The sequence below is a fragment of the Roseateles agri genome (genome assembly GCF_034043675.1).
GTDB lineage: Bacteria > Pseudomonadota > Gammaproteobacteria > Burkholderiales > Burkholderiaceae_C > KK5.
In genome coordinates, this window is the sequence record NZ_JAXCLA010000002.1 from 797,206 (window position 1) to 812,563 (window position 15,358).

14 protein-coding genes are annotated in these 15,358 nt (G+C 68.1%); 5 read left to right on the plus strand and 9 right to left on the minus strand.

Going from position 1 to position 15,358, the window contains the following annotated elements:
- Positions 1-4 precede the first annotated feature (4 nt).
- The 7 genes from SNE35_RS07765 to SNE35_RS07795 all read right to left on the minus strand — a co-directional run bounded on the left by SNE35_RS07765 (position 5) and on the right by SNE35_RS07795 (position 5,596).
- Positions 5-1,135 carry an acyl-CoA dehydrogenase family protein gene (locus SNE35_RS07765; RefSeq protein WP_320422287.1) on the minus strand — a complete coding sequence of 377 codons (1,131 nt, stop codon included), beginning with the start codon at positions 1,133-1,135 and terminating at the stop codon, positions 5-7.
- Positions 1,136-1,163: 28 nt separating this feature from the next.
- Positions 1,164-1,832, minus strand: coding sequence for an SDR family oxidoreductase (locus SNE35_RS07770; RefSeq protein WP_320422288.1), 669 nt, complete (start codon positions 1,830-1,832; stop codon positions 1,164-1,166).
- A gap of 15 nt (positions 1,833-1,847) precedes the next feature.
- Positions 1,848-2,216 (minus strand): type II toxin-antitoxin system VapC family toxin, encoded by a 369-nt coding sequence (locus tag SNE35_RS07775; RefSeq protein WP_320422289.1) that lies wholly within the window; start codon positions 2,214-2,216, stop codon positions 1,848-1,850.
- Positions 2,213-2,422: a type II toxin-antitoxin system VapB family antitoxin gene (locus tag SNE35_RS07780; protein ID WP_320422290.1), complete on the minus strand. Its 210-nt coding sequence runs from the start codon at positions 2,420-2,422 to the stop codon at positions 2,213-2,215. The genes SNE35_RS07775 and SNE35_RS07780 overlap by 4 nt, the downstream gene beginning before the upstream one ends.
- A 78-nt stretch (positions 2,423-2,500) precedes the next feature.
- Positions 2,501-3,682 (minus strand): acetyl-CoA C-acyltransferase, encoded by a 1,182-nt coding sequence (locus tag SNE35_RS07785; protein ID WP_320422291.1) that lies wholly within the window; start codon positions 3,680-3,682, stop codon positions 2,501-2,503.
- A 37-nt stretch (positions 3,683-3,719) separates the two neighbouring features.
- On the minus strand, positions 3,720-4,376 hold the full coding sequence (gene can / locus SNE35_RS07790) for a carbonate dehydratase (RefSeq protein WP_320422292.1): 657 nt from the start codon (positions 4,374-4,376) through the stop codon (positions 3,720-3,722).
- A gap of 35 nt (positions 4,377-4,411) precedes the next feature.
- Positions 4,412-5,596 (minus strand): isovaleryl-CoA dehydrogenase, encoded by a 1,185-nt coding sequence (locus tag SNE35_RS07795; RefSeq protein WP_320422293.1) that lies wholly within the window; start codon positions 5,594-5,596, stop codon positions 4,412-4,414.
- A gap of 101 nt (positions 5,597-5,697) precedes the next feature.
- Between SNE35_RS07795 and SNE35_RS07800 the strand changes: the two genes are divergently transcribed.
- From SNE35_RS07800 to SNE35_RS07820, 5 genes are all read left to right on the plus strand, one after another.
- On the plus strand, positions 5,698-7,068 hold the full coding sequence (locus SNE35_RS07800; protein ID WP_320422294.1) for a DUF2868 domain-containing protein: 1,371 nt from the start codon (positions 5,698-5,700) through the stop codon (positions 7,066-7,068).
- The gene (locus tag SNE35_RS07805) at positions 7,065-8,429 is read left to right on the plus strand and encodes a GTPase/DUF3482 domain-containing protein (RefSeq protein ID WP_320422295.1); all 1,365 of its coding nucleotides are present in this window, start codon (positions 7,065-7,067) and stop codon (positions 8,427-8,429) included. Before SNE35_RS07800 ends, SNE35_RS07805 begins: the two co-directional genes overlap by 4 nt.
- Positions 8,430-8,544: 115 nt before the next feature.
- A complete protein-coding gene (locus SNE35_RS07810) occupies positions 8,545-9,849 on the plus strand; it encodes a hypothetical protein (protein WP_320422296.1) in 1,305 nt (434 codons plus the stop codon).
- A gap of 67 nt (positions 9,850-9,916) precedes the next feature.
- Positions 9,917-12,133, plus strand: coding sequence for a hypothetical protein (locus SNE35_RS07815; RefSeq protein WP_320422297.1), 2,217 nt, complete (start codon positions 9,917-9,919; stop codon positions 12,131-12,133).
- Between the two features lie 107 nt (positions 12,134-12,240).
- Positions 12,241-12,555, plus strand: coding sequence for a hypothetical protein (locus SNE35_RS07820; RefSeq protein ID WP_320422298.1), 315 nt, complete (start codon positions 12,241-12,243; stop codon positions 12,553-12,555).
- Between the two features lie 12 nt (positions 12,556-12,567).
- Here the strand turns inward: SNE35_RS07820 and SNE35_RS07825 are convergent, their stop codons facing one another.
- Positions 12,568-13,038 carry a cyanophycin metabolism-associated DUF1854 family protein gene (locus SNE35_RS07825; protein ID WP_320422299.1) on the minus strand — a complete coding sequence of 157 codons (471 nt, stop codon included), beginning with the start codon at positions 13,036-13,038 and terminating at the stop codon, positions 12,568-12,570.
- A 3-nt stretch (positions 13,039-13,041) separates the two neighbouring features.
- Positions 13,042-15,339: a cyanophycin metabolism-associated ABC transporter gene (locus SNE35_RS07830; protein WP_320422300.1), complete on the minus strand. Its 2,298-nt coding sequence runs from the start codon at positions 15,337-15,339 to the stop codon at positions 13,042-13,044.
- Between the last annotated feature and the right edge of the window lie 19 nt (positions 15,340-15,358).

Sequence of the window (15,358 nt, forward strand, 5' to 3'; positions counted from 1 at the left end):
GCGCTCAGACGAGCGCGCGGCCGATCAGGATCTTCTGCACCTCGGACGTGCCTTCGTAGATCTGGCAGACGCGAACGTCGCGATAGATCCGCTCGACCGGGAAATCGCTGACGTAGCCGTAGCCGCCGTGCACCTGGATCGCCGCGGAGCAGACGCGCTCGGCCATCTCGGTGGCGAAGAGCTTGGCCATCGCGGCCTCCTTCAGGCAGGGCAGACCGGCGTCCTTCAGCGCGGCGGCATGCCAGATCAGCTGGCGCGCGGCCTCGATCTGGGTGGCCATCTCGGCCAGCTTGTGGCCGATCACCTGGTGCTCGAAGATCGGCTGGCCGAAGGTTACGCGTTCCTTGCTGTACTTCAGCGCCGCCTCGAAGGCCGCGCGCGCCATGCCCACCGCCTGCGAGGCGATGCCGATGCGGCCGCCCTCCAGGCCCGACAGCGCGATCTTCAGGCCCTGGCCTTCCTGGCCCAGCAGGTTGGCGGAGGGCACGCGGCAGTTCTCGAACAGGATCTGCGCGGTGTCGCTGGCGTGCTGGCCCATCTTGTCCTCGATGCGCGCCACCGTGTAGCCGGGCGTGTCGGTCGGGACGAGGAAGGCGCTGATGCCCTTCTTGCCGGCGGCCTTGTCGGTGACGGCCATCACGATGGCCACGTCGCCGTTCTTGCCGCTGGTGATGAACTGCTTGACGCCGTTCAGCACGTAGTCGTCGCCGTCCCGCACGGCCATGGTCCGCAGGCCGCCGGCCTCGGAGCCGACGTGCGGCTCGGTCAGGCAGAAGGCGCCGAGCATGTCGCCGCGGGCCAGCGGCTTCAGGAAGCGCTGCTTCTGGTCCTCGTTGCCGAAGCCCATCAGGATCGAGCAGACCGGGCAGTTGTTGACGCTGACCACCGTGGAAGTCGCGCCGTCGCCCGCGCCGATCTCCTCCAGGATGATGGACAGCGCCAGGTAGTCCAGCCCCGCGCCGTCGTACTCGGTGGGCACGGCGACGCCGTAGCAGCCGAGCTCGGCCAGGCCCTGCAACTCGCTGGCCGGGAAGTGGTGGGACTTGTCCCACTCGGCCGCCTTGGGCGCGATCTCGGCCTGCACGTAGGCGCGCACGGCGTCCTGCACGGCGCGGTGGTCTTCGCTGAGGATCATGCTTGTGGTCTCGTTACCAGGCCATTCATTACCAGGAGATCGGCTGGCCGTCGTAGTTGCGGAAGGAGCCGTTGTCTTCCGGCTCGGCGGCGGCCAGCGCACGACGCATGCCGGACACGCTGTCCGCCACGTCGATGTCGGCGCCGCTGCCGCCCATGTCGGTGCGCACCCAGCCCGGATGGAAGCTCAGGCAGGTGGCCTTGCCGGCCAGCAGCAGAGAAGCGTCCTTCAGTACCGAGTTGGCGGCGGCCTTCGAGGCGCGGTAGAGCCAGCCGGCAGCAGACGTGCGCTCGCCGATCGAACCCATGCGCGAGGAGATGATCGCCAGCTTCGCGCCCGGCGCGAGGTAGTCGGGCAGCTGCGGCAGCACGCGCATCGGGCCGAGCACGTTGGTGTGCATCACGTCGTCGAATTCGCTGGCCGTGGGGCTCTGCAGGCCGGTGTGACGCGGACCGTAGACGCCGGCGACGATGAACACCGTGTCGAACTGGCGGCCGTCGATCTGCCAGGCCAGGCCGGAGGCGCTGGCCGTGTCCGCGACGTCGAGCTTCAGCGCCGTGGCGCCCAGCTCGCGCAGCGCGGCCAGGCCCTCGTCGCTGCGCGCGGTGGCGACGACCTGGGCGCCGTCGGCGCGGTACTGGCGAACCAGTTCCAGGCCGATGCCGCGGGAGGCGCCGATGATGAGGATTTGGGTCATGGGTGATTTCCTTGTCTACGGATGTGCCACGCCGAAGCCTTGGGCCAGGCCGGCGAGGCGCTTGTCCAAGGTCCAGAGTTTGGCGCCGGGTGTCATCAGCGTGGAGGCCAGCAGGGCCACGTCCACCAGGCCGCAACCCAGGCCATAAAGCCGCTCTCGCTCAACGAACTCCTGAACCTCGCCGAGGGTCGCCTGACGGGCAGCGCGCAAGAGGCCGATATCGCCCAGGGTCTGGGCGCGCGGCGCTGGCGGCGTTCCGCAGGCCAACTCGACGATGACCATCGGATGGGTCAAGGCCTGATCCTGCTGGATCAAGTCCACCAGCGCGGCATTGCGCTTGCGGAAATGATCCACCCAGACCGAGGTATCGACCAATACGCTCATCGCGAGCGCGCTGTCCCTGAGCTTCGGCGCGGCACGTCCTGCATGTCCGGCATCGTGCCGCCCAAGGCCGCGAGCCGCTTGGCGGCTTGGACTCGAACGAAGGTCTTGATGGCCTCACGAAAAATCTCGGACTTGTCCAAGTCGGGATCCGCCATCTCGAGCGCCTTGGCGTAGAGCTCGTCGTCGATCGTCACCGTGGTTCGCATCGCAGCCTCGCTACAGATCGGCATCTAGATTGATGCCGAATTGAATCAATTCAAGCATCTTATCAAGACCCGTCCGACTCAGATCAGCTCCACGCCCACCGCCGTCGCCTCGCCACCGCCGATGCACAGCGCCGCCACGCCGCGCTTCAGGCCGCGGTGCTTCAGCGCGCCGAGCAGCGTGACGACGATGCGCGCGCCGGAGGCGCCGATCGGGTGGCCCAGGGCGCAGGCGCCGCCGTTGACGTTGACGATCTCGTGGGGCAGCTTGAACTCGGCCATCGCGGCCATCGTGACGGCGGCGAAGGCTTCGTTGACTTCCCACAGGTCGACGCTCTTGGCGTCCCAGCCGTTCTTCTTCAGCAGCTTGTCGATGGCGCCGACCGGGGCGGTGGTGAACCACTCGGGGGCATTGGCGTGAACGGCGGTGCCGACGATGCGGGCGACCGGGGCCAGGCCCAGCTTGGCGGCGGTGGATTCGCGCATCAGCACCAGCGCGGCGGCGCCGTCGCTGATCGACGAGGACGTGGCGGCGGTGATCGTGCCGTCCTTCTTGAAGGCGGGCTTCAGGCCGGGGATCTTGTCGAGCTTGGCCTTGAAGGGCTGCTCGTCCTTGCCGATCACCGTGTCGCCGCCGCGGCCGGCGACCGTCACCGGGGCGATTTCCCAGGCGAAGCTGCCGTCGGTGTTGGCGCGGATCGCGCGCTCGGTGGACGAAACAGCGAAGGCGTCCTGCGCTTCACGCGTGAAGCTGTACTTGCCCACGCACTGCTCGGCGAACACGCCCATGGCCTTGCCGCGCTCGTAGGCGTCTTCCAGGCCGTCCAGCGCCATGTGGTCGTACATCTGCGCGGCGCCGTACTTGACGCCCTTGCGGGCGAACATCAGGTGCGGCGCATTGGTCATGCTTTCCATGCCGCCGGCGATCAGGATGTCGGCGCTTTCGGCCTTCAGCGTGTCGTGGGCGAACATCGTGGCGCGCATGCCGGCGCCGCACATCTTGGACAGGGTCACCGCGCCGACCGACTGCGGCAGGCCGGCCTTCAGCACGGCCTGGCGCGCCGGGGCCTGGCCCTGGCCGGCCATCAGGCAGTTGCCGATGAAGGCTTCCTCGATCGAATCGCCTGGGATCCCGGCGCGCTCGACCGCGGCCTTGATCGCAACGGCGCCCAGCTCCCAGGCGGCGAGCGAGGAGAAATCGCCGAGCAGGCCGCCGATCGGCGTGCGTGCGGCGGAAACGATGACGATGGAATCGGTAGCCATGGTGCTTGCTCCTACGGGTAAGTCTCTTGAATCGATGTCAGGCGTAGCGCTTCTTCACAGCGGCCAACGCCTTGTGGAATGCGGGCACCACGTCGTCGTGGGTGCCCACGGTCATCTGCAGGTCCTCCAGCAGGCCGTTGTGCAGGCCGTAGACCCAGCCGTGCACGACGACCGACTGGCCGCGCGCCCAGGCGTCCTGCACCACGGTCGTCTGGCAGGCGTTGCGGGCCTGCTCCAGCACGTTCAGCTCGCACAGCGCGCCCCAGCGCTGGTCCTCGCGCAGGCTGTCCAGCCATTCCTGATGATGGTTGCGCACGTCCTGCACGTGGCGGATCCAGTTGTCGGCAACGCCGACGCGCTGGTCCAGCAGCGCCGCCTTGACGCCGCCGCAGCCCGAGTGGCCGACGATGATGATGTGCTGCACCTTCAGCGCATCCACCGCGAACTGCATCACCGAGAGGCAGTTCAGGTCCGAGTGGACGACGACGTTGGCGACGTTGCGGTGGACGAACAGCTCGCCCGGCAGCAGGTTCACCAGATCGTTCGCCGGCACGCGGCTGTCGGCGCAGCCGATCCACAGATACTGTGGCGTCTGCTGGTTCAGCAGCTTCGAGAAGAAGCCCGGTTCCCGCGCCTCGGTGGCCGCGGCCCATTGCTTGTTCGAATCAAGCAGTTCGGTCAGGTCAGTACTCATGGGCTCATTCTCGCTGCGGCGCAACAACCCTTTGATTACATGGTCTCGGCGAACAGCTCGCGGCCGATCAGCATGCGGCGGATCTCCGAGGTGCCGGCGCCGATCTCGTACAGCTTCGCGTCGCGCCACAGGCGGCCCAGCGGGTACTCGTTGATGTAGCCGTTGCCGCCGAAGATCTGCACGCCCTCGCCGGCCATCCAGGTGGCCTTCTCGGCCGTCCACAGGATCACCGAGGCGCAGTCCTTGCGGACCTGGCGCACGTGCTCGCTGCCCAGCATGTCGAGGTTCTTGGCCACCGTGTAGGCGAAGCTGCGGCCGGCCTGCAGCACGGTGTACATGTCCGCCACCTTGCCCTGGATCAGCTGGAACTCGCCGATGCTCTGGCCGAACTGCTTGCGGTCGTGGATGTAGGGCACGACGTTGTCCATCACGCTCTGCATGATGCCCAGCGGGCCGCCGGTCAGCACGGCGCGCTCGTAGTCGAGGCCGCTCATCAGCACCTTGGCGCCGGCGTTCACCGTGCCCAGCACGTTCTCGGCCGGCACCTCGACGTTCTGGAACACCAGCTCGCCGGTGTGCGAGCCGCGCATGCCCAGCTTGTCGAGCTTCTGCGCGATGCTGAAACCCTTCATGCCCTTCTCGATCAGGAAGGCCGTGACGCCGCGCGCGCCCAGCTCGGGCTCGGTCTTGGCGTAGACGACCAGGGTGTCGGCGTCGGGACCGTTGGTGATCCACATCTTGTTGCCGCTGAGGACGTAGTAGCCGCCCTTGTCTTCCGCGCGCAGCTTCATGCTGATGACGTCGGACCCGGCGCCGGGCTCGCTCATCGCCAGCGCGCCGACGTGCTCGCCGCTGATCAGCTTGGGCAGGTACTTGGCCTTCTGCGCGGCATTGCCGTTGCGGTTGATCTGGTTGACGCACAGGTTGGAGTGGGCACCGTAGCTGAGGCCGACCGAGGCCGAGGCCCGGCTGACCTCCTCCATCGCCACCATGTGCGCGAGGTAGCCCATGTCGGCACCGCCGTATTCCTCGGACACCGTCACGCCCAGGATGCCCAGTTCGCCCATCTTGCGCCACAGGTCCATCGGGAACTGGTCGTCGTGGTCAATCTGCGCGGCGCGCGGCGCGATCTCGGCCTGGGCAAAGGCGTGGACGGCGTCGCGCAGTGCGTCGATGTCCTCGCCGAGCTGGAAATTGAGGCCGGGCAGGGTGCTGGTCATTCGATGTCTCCTGGAATGCGGTCGCGCAGTTTACGTTTACGTAAACGTCAATTCAAGCGGGGCGACCCGAAATCACGGTAAGCCGATGGCAGACTGCACCCATGACCGCACCGCCGCCCTCTCCCTCGCCCCTGGCCGCGGCCGCCACCTGGCGCGCCGTGGAACTGATCGAGGAAGACGGCCCGCTGGACGACACGGCCGCGCTGCGCCAGGCCATTGCCACCCATCCCGACGACCGCGGCCGCCTGCTGGAACGCGCCCGGCTGCTCGGCCAGCGGCTCGGGCTGGACCGCGAATGGACACGCTGGCAACGCCTGGATGGCTGGGTGCTGCTAGGCCTGGCGCTGGCCGTGGCCGCCGCGTCCTGGCTGCTGGCGCAGGGCCTGCTCGGCGGCGGCCGGCAGATCAACGCAGTAGCCGCCCTCTTCTCGCTGCTGGGCCTGCACGCGCTGAGCTGGCTGCTGTGGTTCTGCAGCCTGTTCGTCCGCTGGGGCGGCAACAGCGGCGGCGGCGCCCTGCTGGGGCGGCTGGCGCTGCGGCTGACGGCGCGCCTGCCGCTGGACCGCGGCCCGCATGCGTTGCAGCTTGCCCGTGCCACCAGCGATGTGCTGGTGCGCGCCCGCCTCGCGCCCTGGGTGTTCGGCGGTATCAGCCACCTGGCTTGGTCGCTCTCCTTCACGGTGCTGCTGATCGGCCTGCTGGCGGGCTTCGCCTTGCGCGCCTACACGCTGGGTTGGGAGACGACGATCCTGGCGCCGGACACCCTCGCCGGCTTTGTCCACGCCAGCGGCTGGCTGCCGGCGTTGCTGGGCTTCCCGGTGCCTGACGCTCACGCCCTGCAAACGGCCGGAATGAACGGTGCCGACCCGCGCGCCTGGGCCTGGTGGCTGATCGGCTCGGTGCTCGTCTACGGCCTCGGCCTGCGCCTGCTCAGCGCGGCCTGCTGCGTGCTGGCCTGGCGCAAGGGCATGCGCCGCTTGCCGCCGGACCTGGCCACGCCCTATGCGCGCCGACTGCTGGCGCGGATCGCGGCACTGGCACCCGTGCAGGTGCTGGACGAGGAACGGCCGCACACCGAAACACAGACCGTGCCGTACGCGGCCTCCTCGCCCGCCGAGGGTGTGCGCTCGATCGGCTTCGAACTGCCGCCCGAGCTCGACTGGCCGGGCCCGGCCATCGCCGGCAGCCAGGCCGAGCGCGAGAGCTTCCTGCAATCGCTGGCCGCCGCACCGCCGCGGCGACTGCTGATCGCCTGCCACGCCCCCTCCACGCCCGACCGCGGCACCGCCCGCTTCCTGCGCGAAGCCGCCGCGCTGGCCGGCGAGACGGCGCTGCTGCCGCTCGGCCCTGCCGCCGACGCGCAGCGCTGGCGCACTTGGCTCGCCGCCTCCGGCTTGGCGAGCATCGCCATCCACGACGACACCGCCAGCGCCCAGGCCTGGCTGGAAGCGGTAGGAGCTACCGCGCCATGACGCCGATGAAGATCGCCGTCGTCGGCCACACGAACGCCGGCAAGACCTCGCTGCTGCGCACGCTGACGCGCCGCCGCGATTTCGGCGAGGTGTCGGCGCGCCCTGGCACCACGCGCCATGTCGAGGCGATCGAGCTGCGCGCCGGCGAGGCTGGCGACCTCCGCTTCCTCGACACGCCGGGCCTGGAGGACTCGGTCGCGCTGTGGCACCACCTGCAGCACGCCGTCACCGGCGACGACCGGCCCTCGCGCGTGCGCGCCTTCCTGGCCGGCCCCGAGGCCCGCGCCGCCTTCGAGCAGGAGGCCAAGGTGCTGCGCCAGATGCTGGATGCCGACGCCGCCTTCTACGTGATCGACAGCCGCGAGCCGGTGCTGCCCAAGCACCGCGCCGAGATCGAGATCCTGAACGGCTGCGCGCGGCCGTTGATGCCGGTGCTGAACTTCGTGCGCGATCCGGCCAGCCGCGCCGACGCCTGGCACGAGGCCCTAGCCGCCGCCGGCCTGCATGCGCAGACGCGCTTCGACGCCGTCGCCCCCTTCGTCGGCGCCGAGCAGCAGCTCTACCAGGACTTGGCCACCTTGCTGCCGGCCCGCCGCGCGCAGTTGCAAGCGGTGGGCGCCTTCCTCGAACAGGAGCGCGGCCAGCGCCGCGAGGCCGATGCCCGCCTGATCGCCGAGACCCTCGTGCGCCTGGCCGCGCTGCGCCGCGAACTGCCCGAAGGCGCCGACCCGGCCGCCGCCGAGCGGGAGCTGCAGCAGCTGGCGCTGACGCGCGTGCGTGACGCCGCCGATGCCCTGCTGGACATCCACGGCTTCCGCTACGAAGACCTGCTGCTGAAGCAGCTGCCCTGGCAGGACGGCCGCTGGGACCGCGACCTCTTCCACCCCGAGGCCTTGCTGGCGGCCGGCCGCCGCCTGGGCCTGGGCGCGGCGATCGGCGCCTCGCTGGGCGTCGTCGCGGATCTCGCCGTCGGCGGCCTGTCGCTGGGGGCCGGCGCGGCCCTGGGCGGCGCGCTGGGCAGCTTGGCCTCGCAGGGCTGGCGCCAAATCGGCACCAAGATCGCCAACCAGCTCAAGGGCGTGCGCGAGCTGACCTTGGGCAACCCGCTGCTGTTCCTCGCCGCGGCCCAGCTGACGGGCCTGGCCCGCTCGCTGGAGCTGCGCGGCCACGCGGCGCTGGAGACGCTGGTGCAGGACGCCGACACGGCCCACGACGCCGCCTTGAATCGGGCCGTCCAGGCGATCCAGCCCGCGCGTAGCCGGCCCGAATGGGAGAAGCGATCGGGCGAGGACGAACGCTGCCGCGAACTCGCCGCCGCCACGGCCCCGCTGCTGGAGCCGGCGCTGCGGGTCGATCGGTAGAGATCGATACCCTCGCGAGCTCGACTCTGCGCGGATGTCCCAGGTACGAGCGACATCAACCGGCCCCACAATTTCGCCCGACTCACCGTGCATCAACGCCCCGCAAGAGGACACCATGACCGACAAGTACCTGAGTGAGCTGGAGTGGAAGAAGTTCGCCAAGGGCAAGGGCCTGAAGGACGCTGCCCTCATCAAGGCTTTCGCGGCGCTGGAAAGCGCCAAGGCACCCGCGCAACAGCTCGAAGCGCTCGCCGAGATCGAGAAACAGGCCGACATCCTGCGCAAGGCCGACAAGAGCAACAAGGAATTGCAGACCTGGCTGGGCAGCCTCGACAAGGACCTGGACAAGCAGCGCAAGCTCAGCCAGTTCGAGGCGAAGAAGGCCGAGGCCACAGCCGAGGAAGAAGACTCACCGGCTGCCCTGACCACGCAGATGGTCCCGCTGCTGCGCCAGGTCGCCAAGGGCGGCGAGTTCCCGGTCGTACTGGCCTCCACCGGCGCCAAGGTCGCCGTGCTCGTTGCCAAGCGCAGCATCGCGCCGTCCCGCCGCAAGCTGCTGACGGACTACCTGGGCGTCACCGGCGGCGTCAAGTTCATCGCTGGCCACTGCCTGTTCGAGCAGAACGCTCACACCTTCGTACTGGCGACCCAGGCTGCCGGCATGGCCAAGAAGATCAAGGCCGCCCTGCTGGAGCAGACCAACCTGCGCTTCAAGGTTCGCGTGCGCGGCGAGGATCCGGCGGACATCGACGATGACGGCGACGAACCCGGGGCTGAACACGAAGGCGAGGAGACCGCGCCAGACGAGCAGGGGCACTTCAACAAGCGCCTGGCCACGCCGATCGCCGCGTTCAAGGAGGCCACGGCCAAGGGCCTGGCCGCGGCGCCCGCGCTCAAGCTCAAGCTGGCCGAGGCCGGCGCACTGGCGCAGAAGAAGCAGTTCGATGCCGCGAACGCGCAGCTCGACGAGGCCGAGGCGCTGCTGAAGTCTCCGTCCACGCCCAGATCGCTGGTCCAGATGCAGGCCAGCCGCCTCGCCTGGGACAGCCTGCGCAAGAACGTGCAGGCGCAGTTGCAGAAACTGGAGGCGTCGGTGCTGGAAGCCGTGCGCAAGCACAACGCCGACGAATCCGCCGAGGACGAGTACGACGAGACCGGTGTGGCCACCAGCGTCAAGAGCCTCTACGCGATGCTCGACACGCTCGACACCCGCCTGATCGACAAGCTCGACGAGGCGCTCAATGCCGAAGGCGCCGAGCGCGACCGGCTCAATGCCGAGGCCGCCGGCATCGCCCGGGAGTACCAGGCCTTCGTGGACAGCGATCCGCTGATCCAGGAGATCGACGCCAACGGCTTCGTGCCGACGAACATCCGCGCCGAGCTGCAACGCACGCTGGGCCAGCTGCACGCCCAGCTGTGAGCGGATACACCCTCGTCCTGCAACGCCTTCCGTCTTCACCTTCCTGCCTGCGCAAGGAGCGCTCATCGTGAACGAACAGCAAAAGGCCTTCGTGGCCCGATTCCTCGGACGCGGCCTGTTGTCGAAAAAGAAGAACAAGAAGATCACCGCCGCCTACGAGGACTACCTCGGCCATGAGGCCCGCTTCAAGACGCTGGCCACCGAGATCCCGAAGGAGGTCCCGGCCATGCAGTCGCTGATCCGACGCCTGCCGGCCGTGCTGGAGCACAAGAACAAGGGCGACTTCGCAGCCGCCTCGCTGGCCATGGCCGAACTGGTCAAGGAGGCCGAGACCCTCAAGGTCCAGGTGAAGTACGAGCAGGACTTGGCCGGCATCCAGGGCGAGCTGGACGCCGCCGGACTGCTCGCCACCGACGGGCAGCCGGCGCTGGAGACCGCCCGCCAGTTGCTCGAGCAGCGCCGCCAGGCCATGCAGCAACGCGCGCTCGCCGGTGACCACGCCGGTGCCAGTGCCCTGGTCCCCGGCGTCGGCGAAGCCGCCCGCGCCTTCGTCGCCCTCGAGGCCAAGTACCAGCGCTACAAGCTGGCGCTGACCGGCATCCAGGGCGATCTCGATGCGGCGGAACAGATCGCACCCGATGGCCAGGTCGCCCTGGTCGCGGCCCAGAAGCAGGCCCGCACCAAGCGCGAGGCGATGCAGAAGCTGGCCACCGAGGGCGATTTCGACGGCGCGCTCGGTGCCGTCCAAGGGGCTGGCGAGGCCGCTCTCGCCCTGGTCGCGCTCGAAGCCAAGTACCGGCCCTACAAGCTCGCGCTGGCGGGCATCCAGGGCGACATCGACGCTGCTCGCCTGATCGTTCCCGACGGCCAGGCCGCACTGACCCAGGCCAAGCAATCCTTCGACCAGAAGCGCCTGGCCATGCTGCAACTGGCGCAGACGGGCGACTACGACGGTGCGCTTGGCGCGGTCACCGGCGTGGGTACGGCGGCCAAGTCCGCCGTCACGCTGGAGACCCAGTACAAGAGCTACAAGTCCGAGTTGGCCAAGATACAGGCAGGCATCGACGAGGCGATGAACCTGTCCACCGAGGACATGCTCCCGCTGGAGACGGCCAAGGCCACTTTCCAGCAGAAGCACGACGCACTGGCGCCCTTGCTGCTGAAGGGCGACTACCTCGGCGCGCAAGCCTTGCTGCAAGGCGTGAAGGACAGCGCGAAGGCCGCATCCGACCTGCGAGCCAAGTACGACCACTGCATCACCGCCGTGCTGGTCACCGGTGGCCCCGACTTCGCCTACCTGCAGAAGCTGGCCAACGACGCGCCCCCGTCCGGCGCCATCAAGGATGCGCTGTTCGGCTACAAGGACATGATGCGCAAGCTCTACCAGGGCGACTACGCCGGCTGCGAAAAGGACTTCAAGACGCTGCAGGGCCAGATTGCCGCCGTGAAACTGGCGCTGACGGAATCGGACAAGACCGCCAAGCCCAAGGCGCTGCTGGCGGCCAAGAAGGTCGAGGATCTGGCCGGCGGCAAGAAGCTGTCCACGCTGAGCGATCAGGAGAAGGCGGCGCTGGTGCTGGAACTGAAGAAGCTGCCATTGAAGGACCAGACCGACATCCTGGCCGACCTGCACGGCTCAAGTGAACCGGTAGACGCCGAGGGCCGGCTGATCCAGATCGCGCTCTACCAGGCCATGAAGCTGGACGAGAACTTCGAGAAGGAAGACGCGAAGAAACGCAAGGCGTACAGCGAAGAACTGGCGGCCGACACCGAGATCCAGGACACCGTCGAGGACTGGAATGCCGTCAAGGATGGCAAGCCCGTGGTCTCGGTCGCCCAGCAGCAGGCCGTGCTGGAGAAGATCCTGAAGGCCCAGTCCAAGGTCTACAACATCCCGGTGCCGGTCATCCGCTGGTACGACGGCGACGCGGGCGACTTTGGCGGTTTCAACACCACCTCCGGCATCATCTCCTTGAACAACCGCTACCTCTCGGATCCGCAGGAGATGATCAACACGGTGCTGCACGAGAACACGCACAACTACCAGGATCAACTGGTGAAGCGCTTCTTCAACGGAGAAATCCCGGAAAGCGATCCGCTCTACCTGCAGGCGAAGACCTTCGCCGTCAGCCACCACATGGACGCCTACGTGAAGGGTTCCGAGGATGGGCCCGCCTACAAGGGCCAGCCCGAGGAAATGCACGCCTGGGGCGCCGGCGATACCGAGGCACCCAAGCTGCTGGCCGCGCTGCGCCAGGCCAAGCAGGACCGTGAGACCACGTGATGATCGGAAAAGCCGCCCTCGTCGGCACGCTCGGCGCCCTTGCGCTGGCGTGCCAGGCCGGGGCACCGACCACACCCCAAGCCCCCCAGATTCAGGAGAAGAAAGCCATGTCCGCCACCATCTACGAAGCCCTGCAGGTCAATGCCGACGACAGCACCCAGCCCCTGGGCACGATTGCCATCGAAGCTGGCCGGCTCTCCATCGTCAACCTGGCCGACGAATCCCGGCGTGCCCGCGTGCAGAAGTCGCTGGACGACCTGAACAACCGCCCGTTTCTGGTCCAAAAGGCGCCACCTGCCAATGACGAACGCTACAGCATCGGCGCGATCGAGCTGAACCGCGGCGAGCCGGGTTTCGACGAGGTGCTGATCGCCAAGCTGGAGTCCGGCCACGGCATCCGGCTGGTTCAGGCCGGGCACTGAGCGGCGCGGCGATCAGTAGAGGAAGCGCTCCAGCATCTTCTTCGACGCCCGGTCCAACGCGAAGCGGTCCGGCACCAGGAACTGGATGCCGTGGCTGCTGGTGATCAGCAGGCGTCCTTCCGCGAGGCGGCGGATGTCCTCCTCGGACTTCAGGATGAACTGCGCTTCGCCGCGCTCGGTCTCGACGGTCCACTGGCTGGGCGTCGAGAAGGTCGAGACCTTGGCGATGCGCAGCAGGGTCGGCACGAATTCGCGCTGGGCGAACTCCGATTCCAGCAGTTCGCGCTCGGCCGCCGGCAGCGCTGAGAGGCGCTCGATCCAGGCGAGCTCGTGGCCGTCGGTGCCCACCAGCGAGACGCCTTCGTCGGGCGCCGAGATCGGATGCGCCCGCACCGGGTTCACGCCCACGTGCTCGACGCCGGCCGCGTCCGTCAGCACCAGCTTGCCGAAGGCATTGCGCTTGATTTGGTAGTTAGCACTCATCGCTCAGGCCTGCACCGTCGTGTGCGCATTGGGGTTGGGTAGCGGATCGGGCATTTCGTCCTCGGCATCGACGCGCCGGGCCTGAGCTTCGTAGAGCCGCCAGTAGTGGCCCTGGCGCGCCATCAACTCCTCGTGCGGCCCGACCTCGACGACGCGGCCGCGGTCCATCACCACCAGACGGTCGGCCTTGCGCAGCGTTGACAGGCGGTGGGCGATGGCGATCGTCGTGCGGCCCTTGACCAGGTTGTCCAGCGCCTTCTGGATTTCCTTCTCGGTCTCGGTGTCCACCGACGAAGTGGCCTCGTCGAGGATCAGCAGGCGCGGGTTGATCAGCAGCGCGCGGGCGATCGAGATGCGCTGGCGCTCGCCGCCGGAGAGGCCCTGGCCGCGCTCGCCGACCAGCGAGTCGTAGCCCTGCGCCAGCCGCAGGATGAACTCGTGCGCATGCGCGGCACGGGCGGCGGCGACGATCTCGTCGCGCGTCGCGTCGGGCTTGCCGTAGGCGATGTTCTCGGCGATGGTGCCGAAGAACAGGAAGGGCTCCTGCAGCACCAGGCCGATGTGGCGGCGGAAGTCCGCCACGCCGATGCGGCGCAGGTCGACGCCGTCGACCTTGATCGAGCCCTCGGTCACGTCGTAGAAACGGCAGATCAGGTTCACCAGCGTGCTCTTGCCGGAGCCGCTGTGGCCCACCAGGCCGATCATCTCGCCCGGCTTGATGTCCAGGCTCAGGCCGCGGATCACCGCACGGTTGCCGTAGCGGAAACCGATCTCCTCGATCTGGATGCCGCCCTCGACCTTGGGCATCGGCACCGGGTTGACCGGCTCGGGCACGTTGGAACGGTGGTCGAGGATGTCGAAGATGCGCTTGGCGCCGGCGGCGGCCTTCTGCGTTACCGAGACGATGCGGCTCATCGAATCCATGCGGCCGTAGAAGCGGCCGATGTAGGCCAGGAAGGCGGTCAGGGTACCGACGGTGATGTTCTGGTGCGCGACGAGGTAGATGCCGAAGGCCCAGACCACCAGCAGGCCGATGTCGGTGAGCATGGTCACCGTCGGGCCGAACAGGCTCCAGGTCTTGTTCAGCTTGTCGTTGAGCATCAGGTTGTGCTTGTTGGCCGCGCGGAAGCGCTGGGCCTCGCGCCGCTCCTGGGCGAAGGCCTTGACAACACGGATGCCGGGGATCGTGTCGGCCAGCACCGAGGTGACCTCACCCCAGACGCGGTCGATCTTCTCGAAGCCGGTGCGCAGCCGGTCGCGCACCAGGTGGATCATCCAGGCGATGAAGGGCAGCGGCACTAGGGTGGCCAGCGCCAGCCAGGGGTTGATCGAGAACAGGATCGTCGCCGTCATCAGGAGCATCAGCACGTCGGTGATGAAGTCCAGCGCGTGCAGCGACAGGAAGACGCTGATCCGGTCGGTCTCGGAGCCGATGCGGCTCATCAGGTCGCCGGTGCGCTTGCTGCCGAAATACTCCAGCGAGAGGCCCAGCAGATGCTCGAAGGTGGCCGTGCGCAGGTCGGCCGCGATACGTTCTGATACCAGCGCCAGGATGTAGGTCTTGCCCCAGCCCAGCACCCAGGACACCAGCGCCGCGGCCAGCAGCCCGCCCATATAAAGCGTGACCTTGCCGGGCTCGATCTGGTGGCCCTGCTGGAAGGGGATCAGCACCTCGTCCATCAGCGGCATGGTCAGGTAGGGCGCCACCAGGGTCGAGGCCATGGCGCCCAGCATCAGCGCGAAGCCCGTCAGCAGCTTGCCCTGGTACGGCCGGGCGAAGCGCCAAAGGCGCAGCAGCACCCAGGTGGACGGCGGCGTGTGCAGTTCGCGCTCGCAGGTGGGGCATTCCTCGCTGTCCGGCGGCAAGGGGGCCTTGCAACTCGGGCAATAACTCACATCTTCAGCGTCTTCGGCGGGGGGCTCGTCGCGTTTCTCGACGGCCTCCTGGAAGCGCTGCGCCTGCAGGTTGACCTGCAGCGTGAAGCGCCACTGCGCCAGGCGTTGGCGGCTGTCCACCAGTTCCAGGCAGCCGACGCCGGCGTGGTCGTGGATCTTCAGGTGCAGGTCGGGCGCCAGGGGCCAGTCTGCCCAGGTGCCGGACGGTCCCGTGGCCGGATCCCAGGCCAAAAGACGCTGGTTGGTGAGGACCAGCAGGCCACGGGCGAAGTGCATCCGCGAGTCCAGGTCAACCTCCAGCGAGGCCGCGACGTTCTCACCGGTACGCAGCTGGCTTTGCAAGGCGGGCCACTGCGGATGATCCAAGGACTTGGTTGTTGTTTCTGCGGAATGTTGATGCTGCATCGTGTTGTAGATTTTGTCT

Bases quoted from the DNA above. Each gene is read 5' to 3' on its own strand.
- SNE35_RS07820 (WP_320422298.1), top strand. From the start codon at position 12,241: ATGTCCGCCACCATCTACGAAGCCCTGCAGGTCAATGCCGACGACAGC.
- SNE35_RS07830 (WP_320422300.1), bottom strand. From the start codon at position 15,339: ATGCAGCATCAACATTCCGCAGAAACAACAACCAAGTCCTTGGATCAT.
- SNE35_RS07775 (WP_320422289.1), bottom strand. From the start codon at position 2,216: ATGAGCGTATTGGTCGATACCTCGGTCTGGGTGGATCATTTCCGCAAG.
- can (WP_320422292.1), bottom strand. From the start codon at position 4,376: ATGAGTACTGACCTGACCGAACTGCTTGATTCGAACAAGCAATGGGCC.
- SNE35_RS07825 (WP_320422299.1), bottom strand. From the start codon at position 13,038: ATGAGTGCTAACTACCAAATCAAGCGCAATGCCTTCGGCAAGCTGGTG.
- SNE35_RS07805 (WP_320422295.1), top strand. From the start codon at position 7,065: ATGACGCCGATGAAGATCGCCGTCGTCGGCCACACGAACGCCGGCAAG.
- SNE35_RS07780 (WP_320422290.1), bottom strand. From the start codon at position 2,422: ATGCGAACCACGGTGACGATCGACGACGAGCTCTACGCCAAGGCGCTC.
- SNE35_RS07800 (WP_320422294.1), top strand. From the start codon at position 5,698: ATGACCGCACCGCCGCCCTCTCCCTCGCCCCTGGCCGCGGCCGCCACC.
- SNE35_RS07795 (WP_320422293.1), bottom strand. From the start codon at position 5,596: ATGACCAGCACCCTGCCCGGCCTCAATTTCCAGCTCGGCGAGGACATC.
- SNE35_RS07765 (WP_320422287.1), bottom strand. From the start codon at position 1,135: ATGATCCTCAGCGAAGACCACCGCGCCGTGCAGGACGCCGTGCGCGCC.
- SNE35_RS07810 (WP_320422296.1), top strand. From the start codon at position 8,545: ATGACCGACAAGTACCTGAGTGAGCTGGAGTGGAAGAAGTTCGCCAAG.
- SNE35_RS07785 (WP_320422291.1), bottom strand. From the start codon at position 3,682: ATGGCTACCGATTCCATCGTCATCGTTTCCGCCGCACGCACGCCGATC.
- SNE35_RS07770 (WP_320422288.1), bottom strand. From the start codon at position 1,832: ATGACCCAAATCCTCATCATCGGCGCCTCCCGCGGCATCGGCCTGGAA.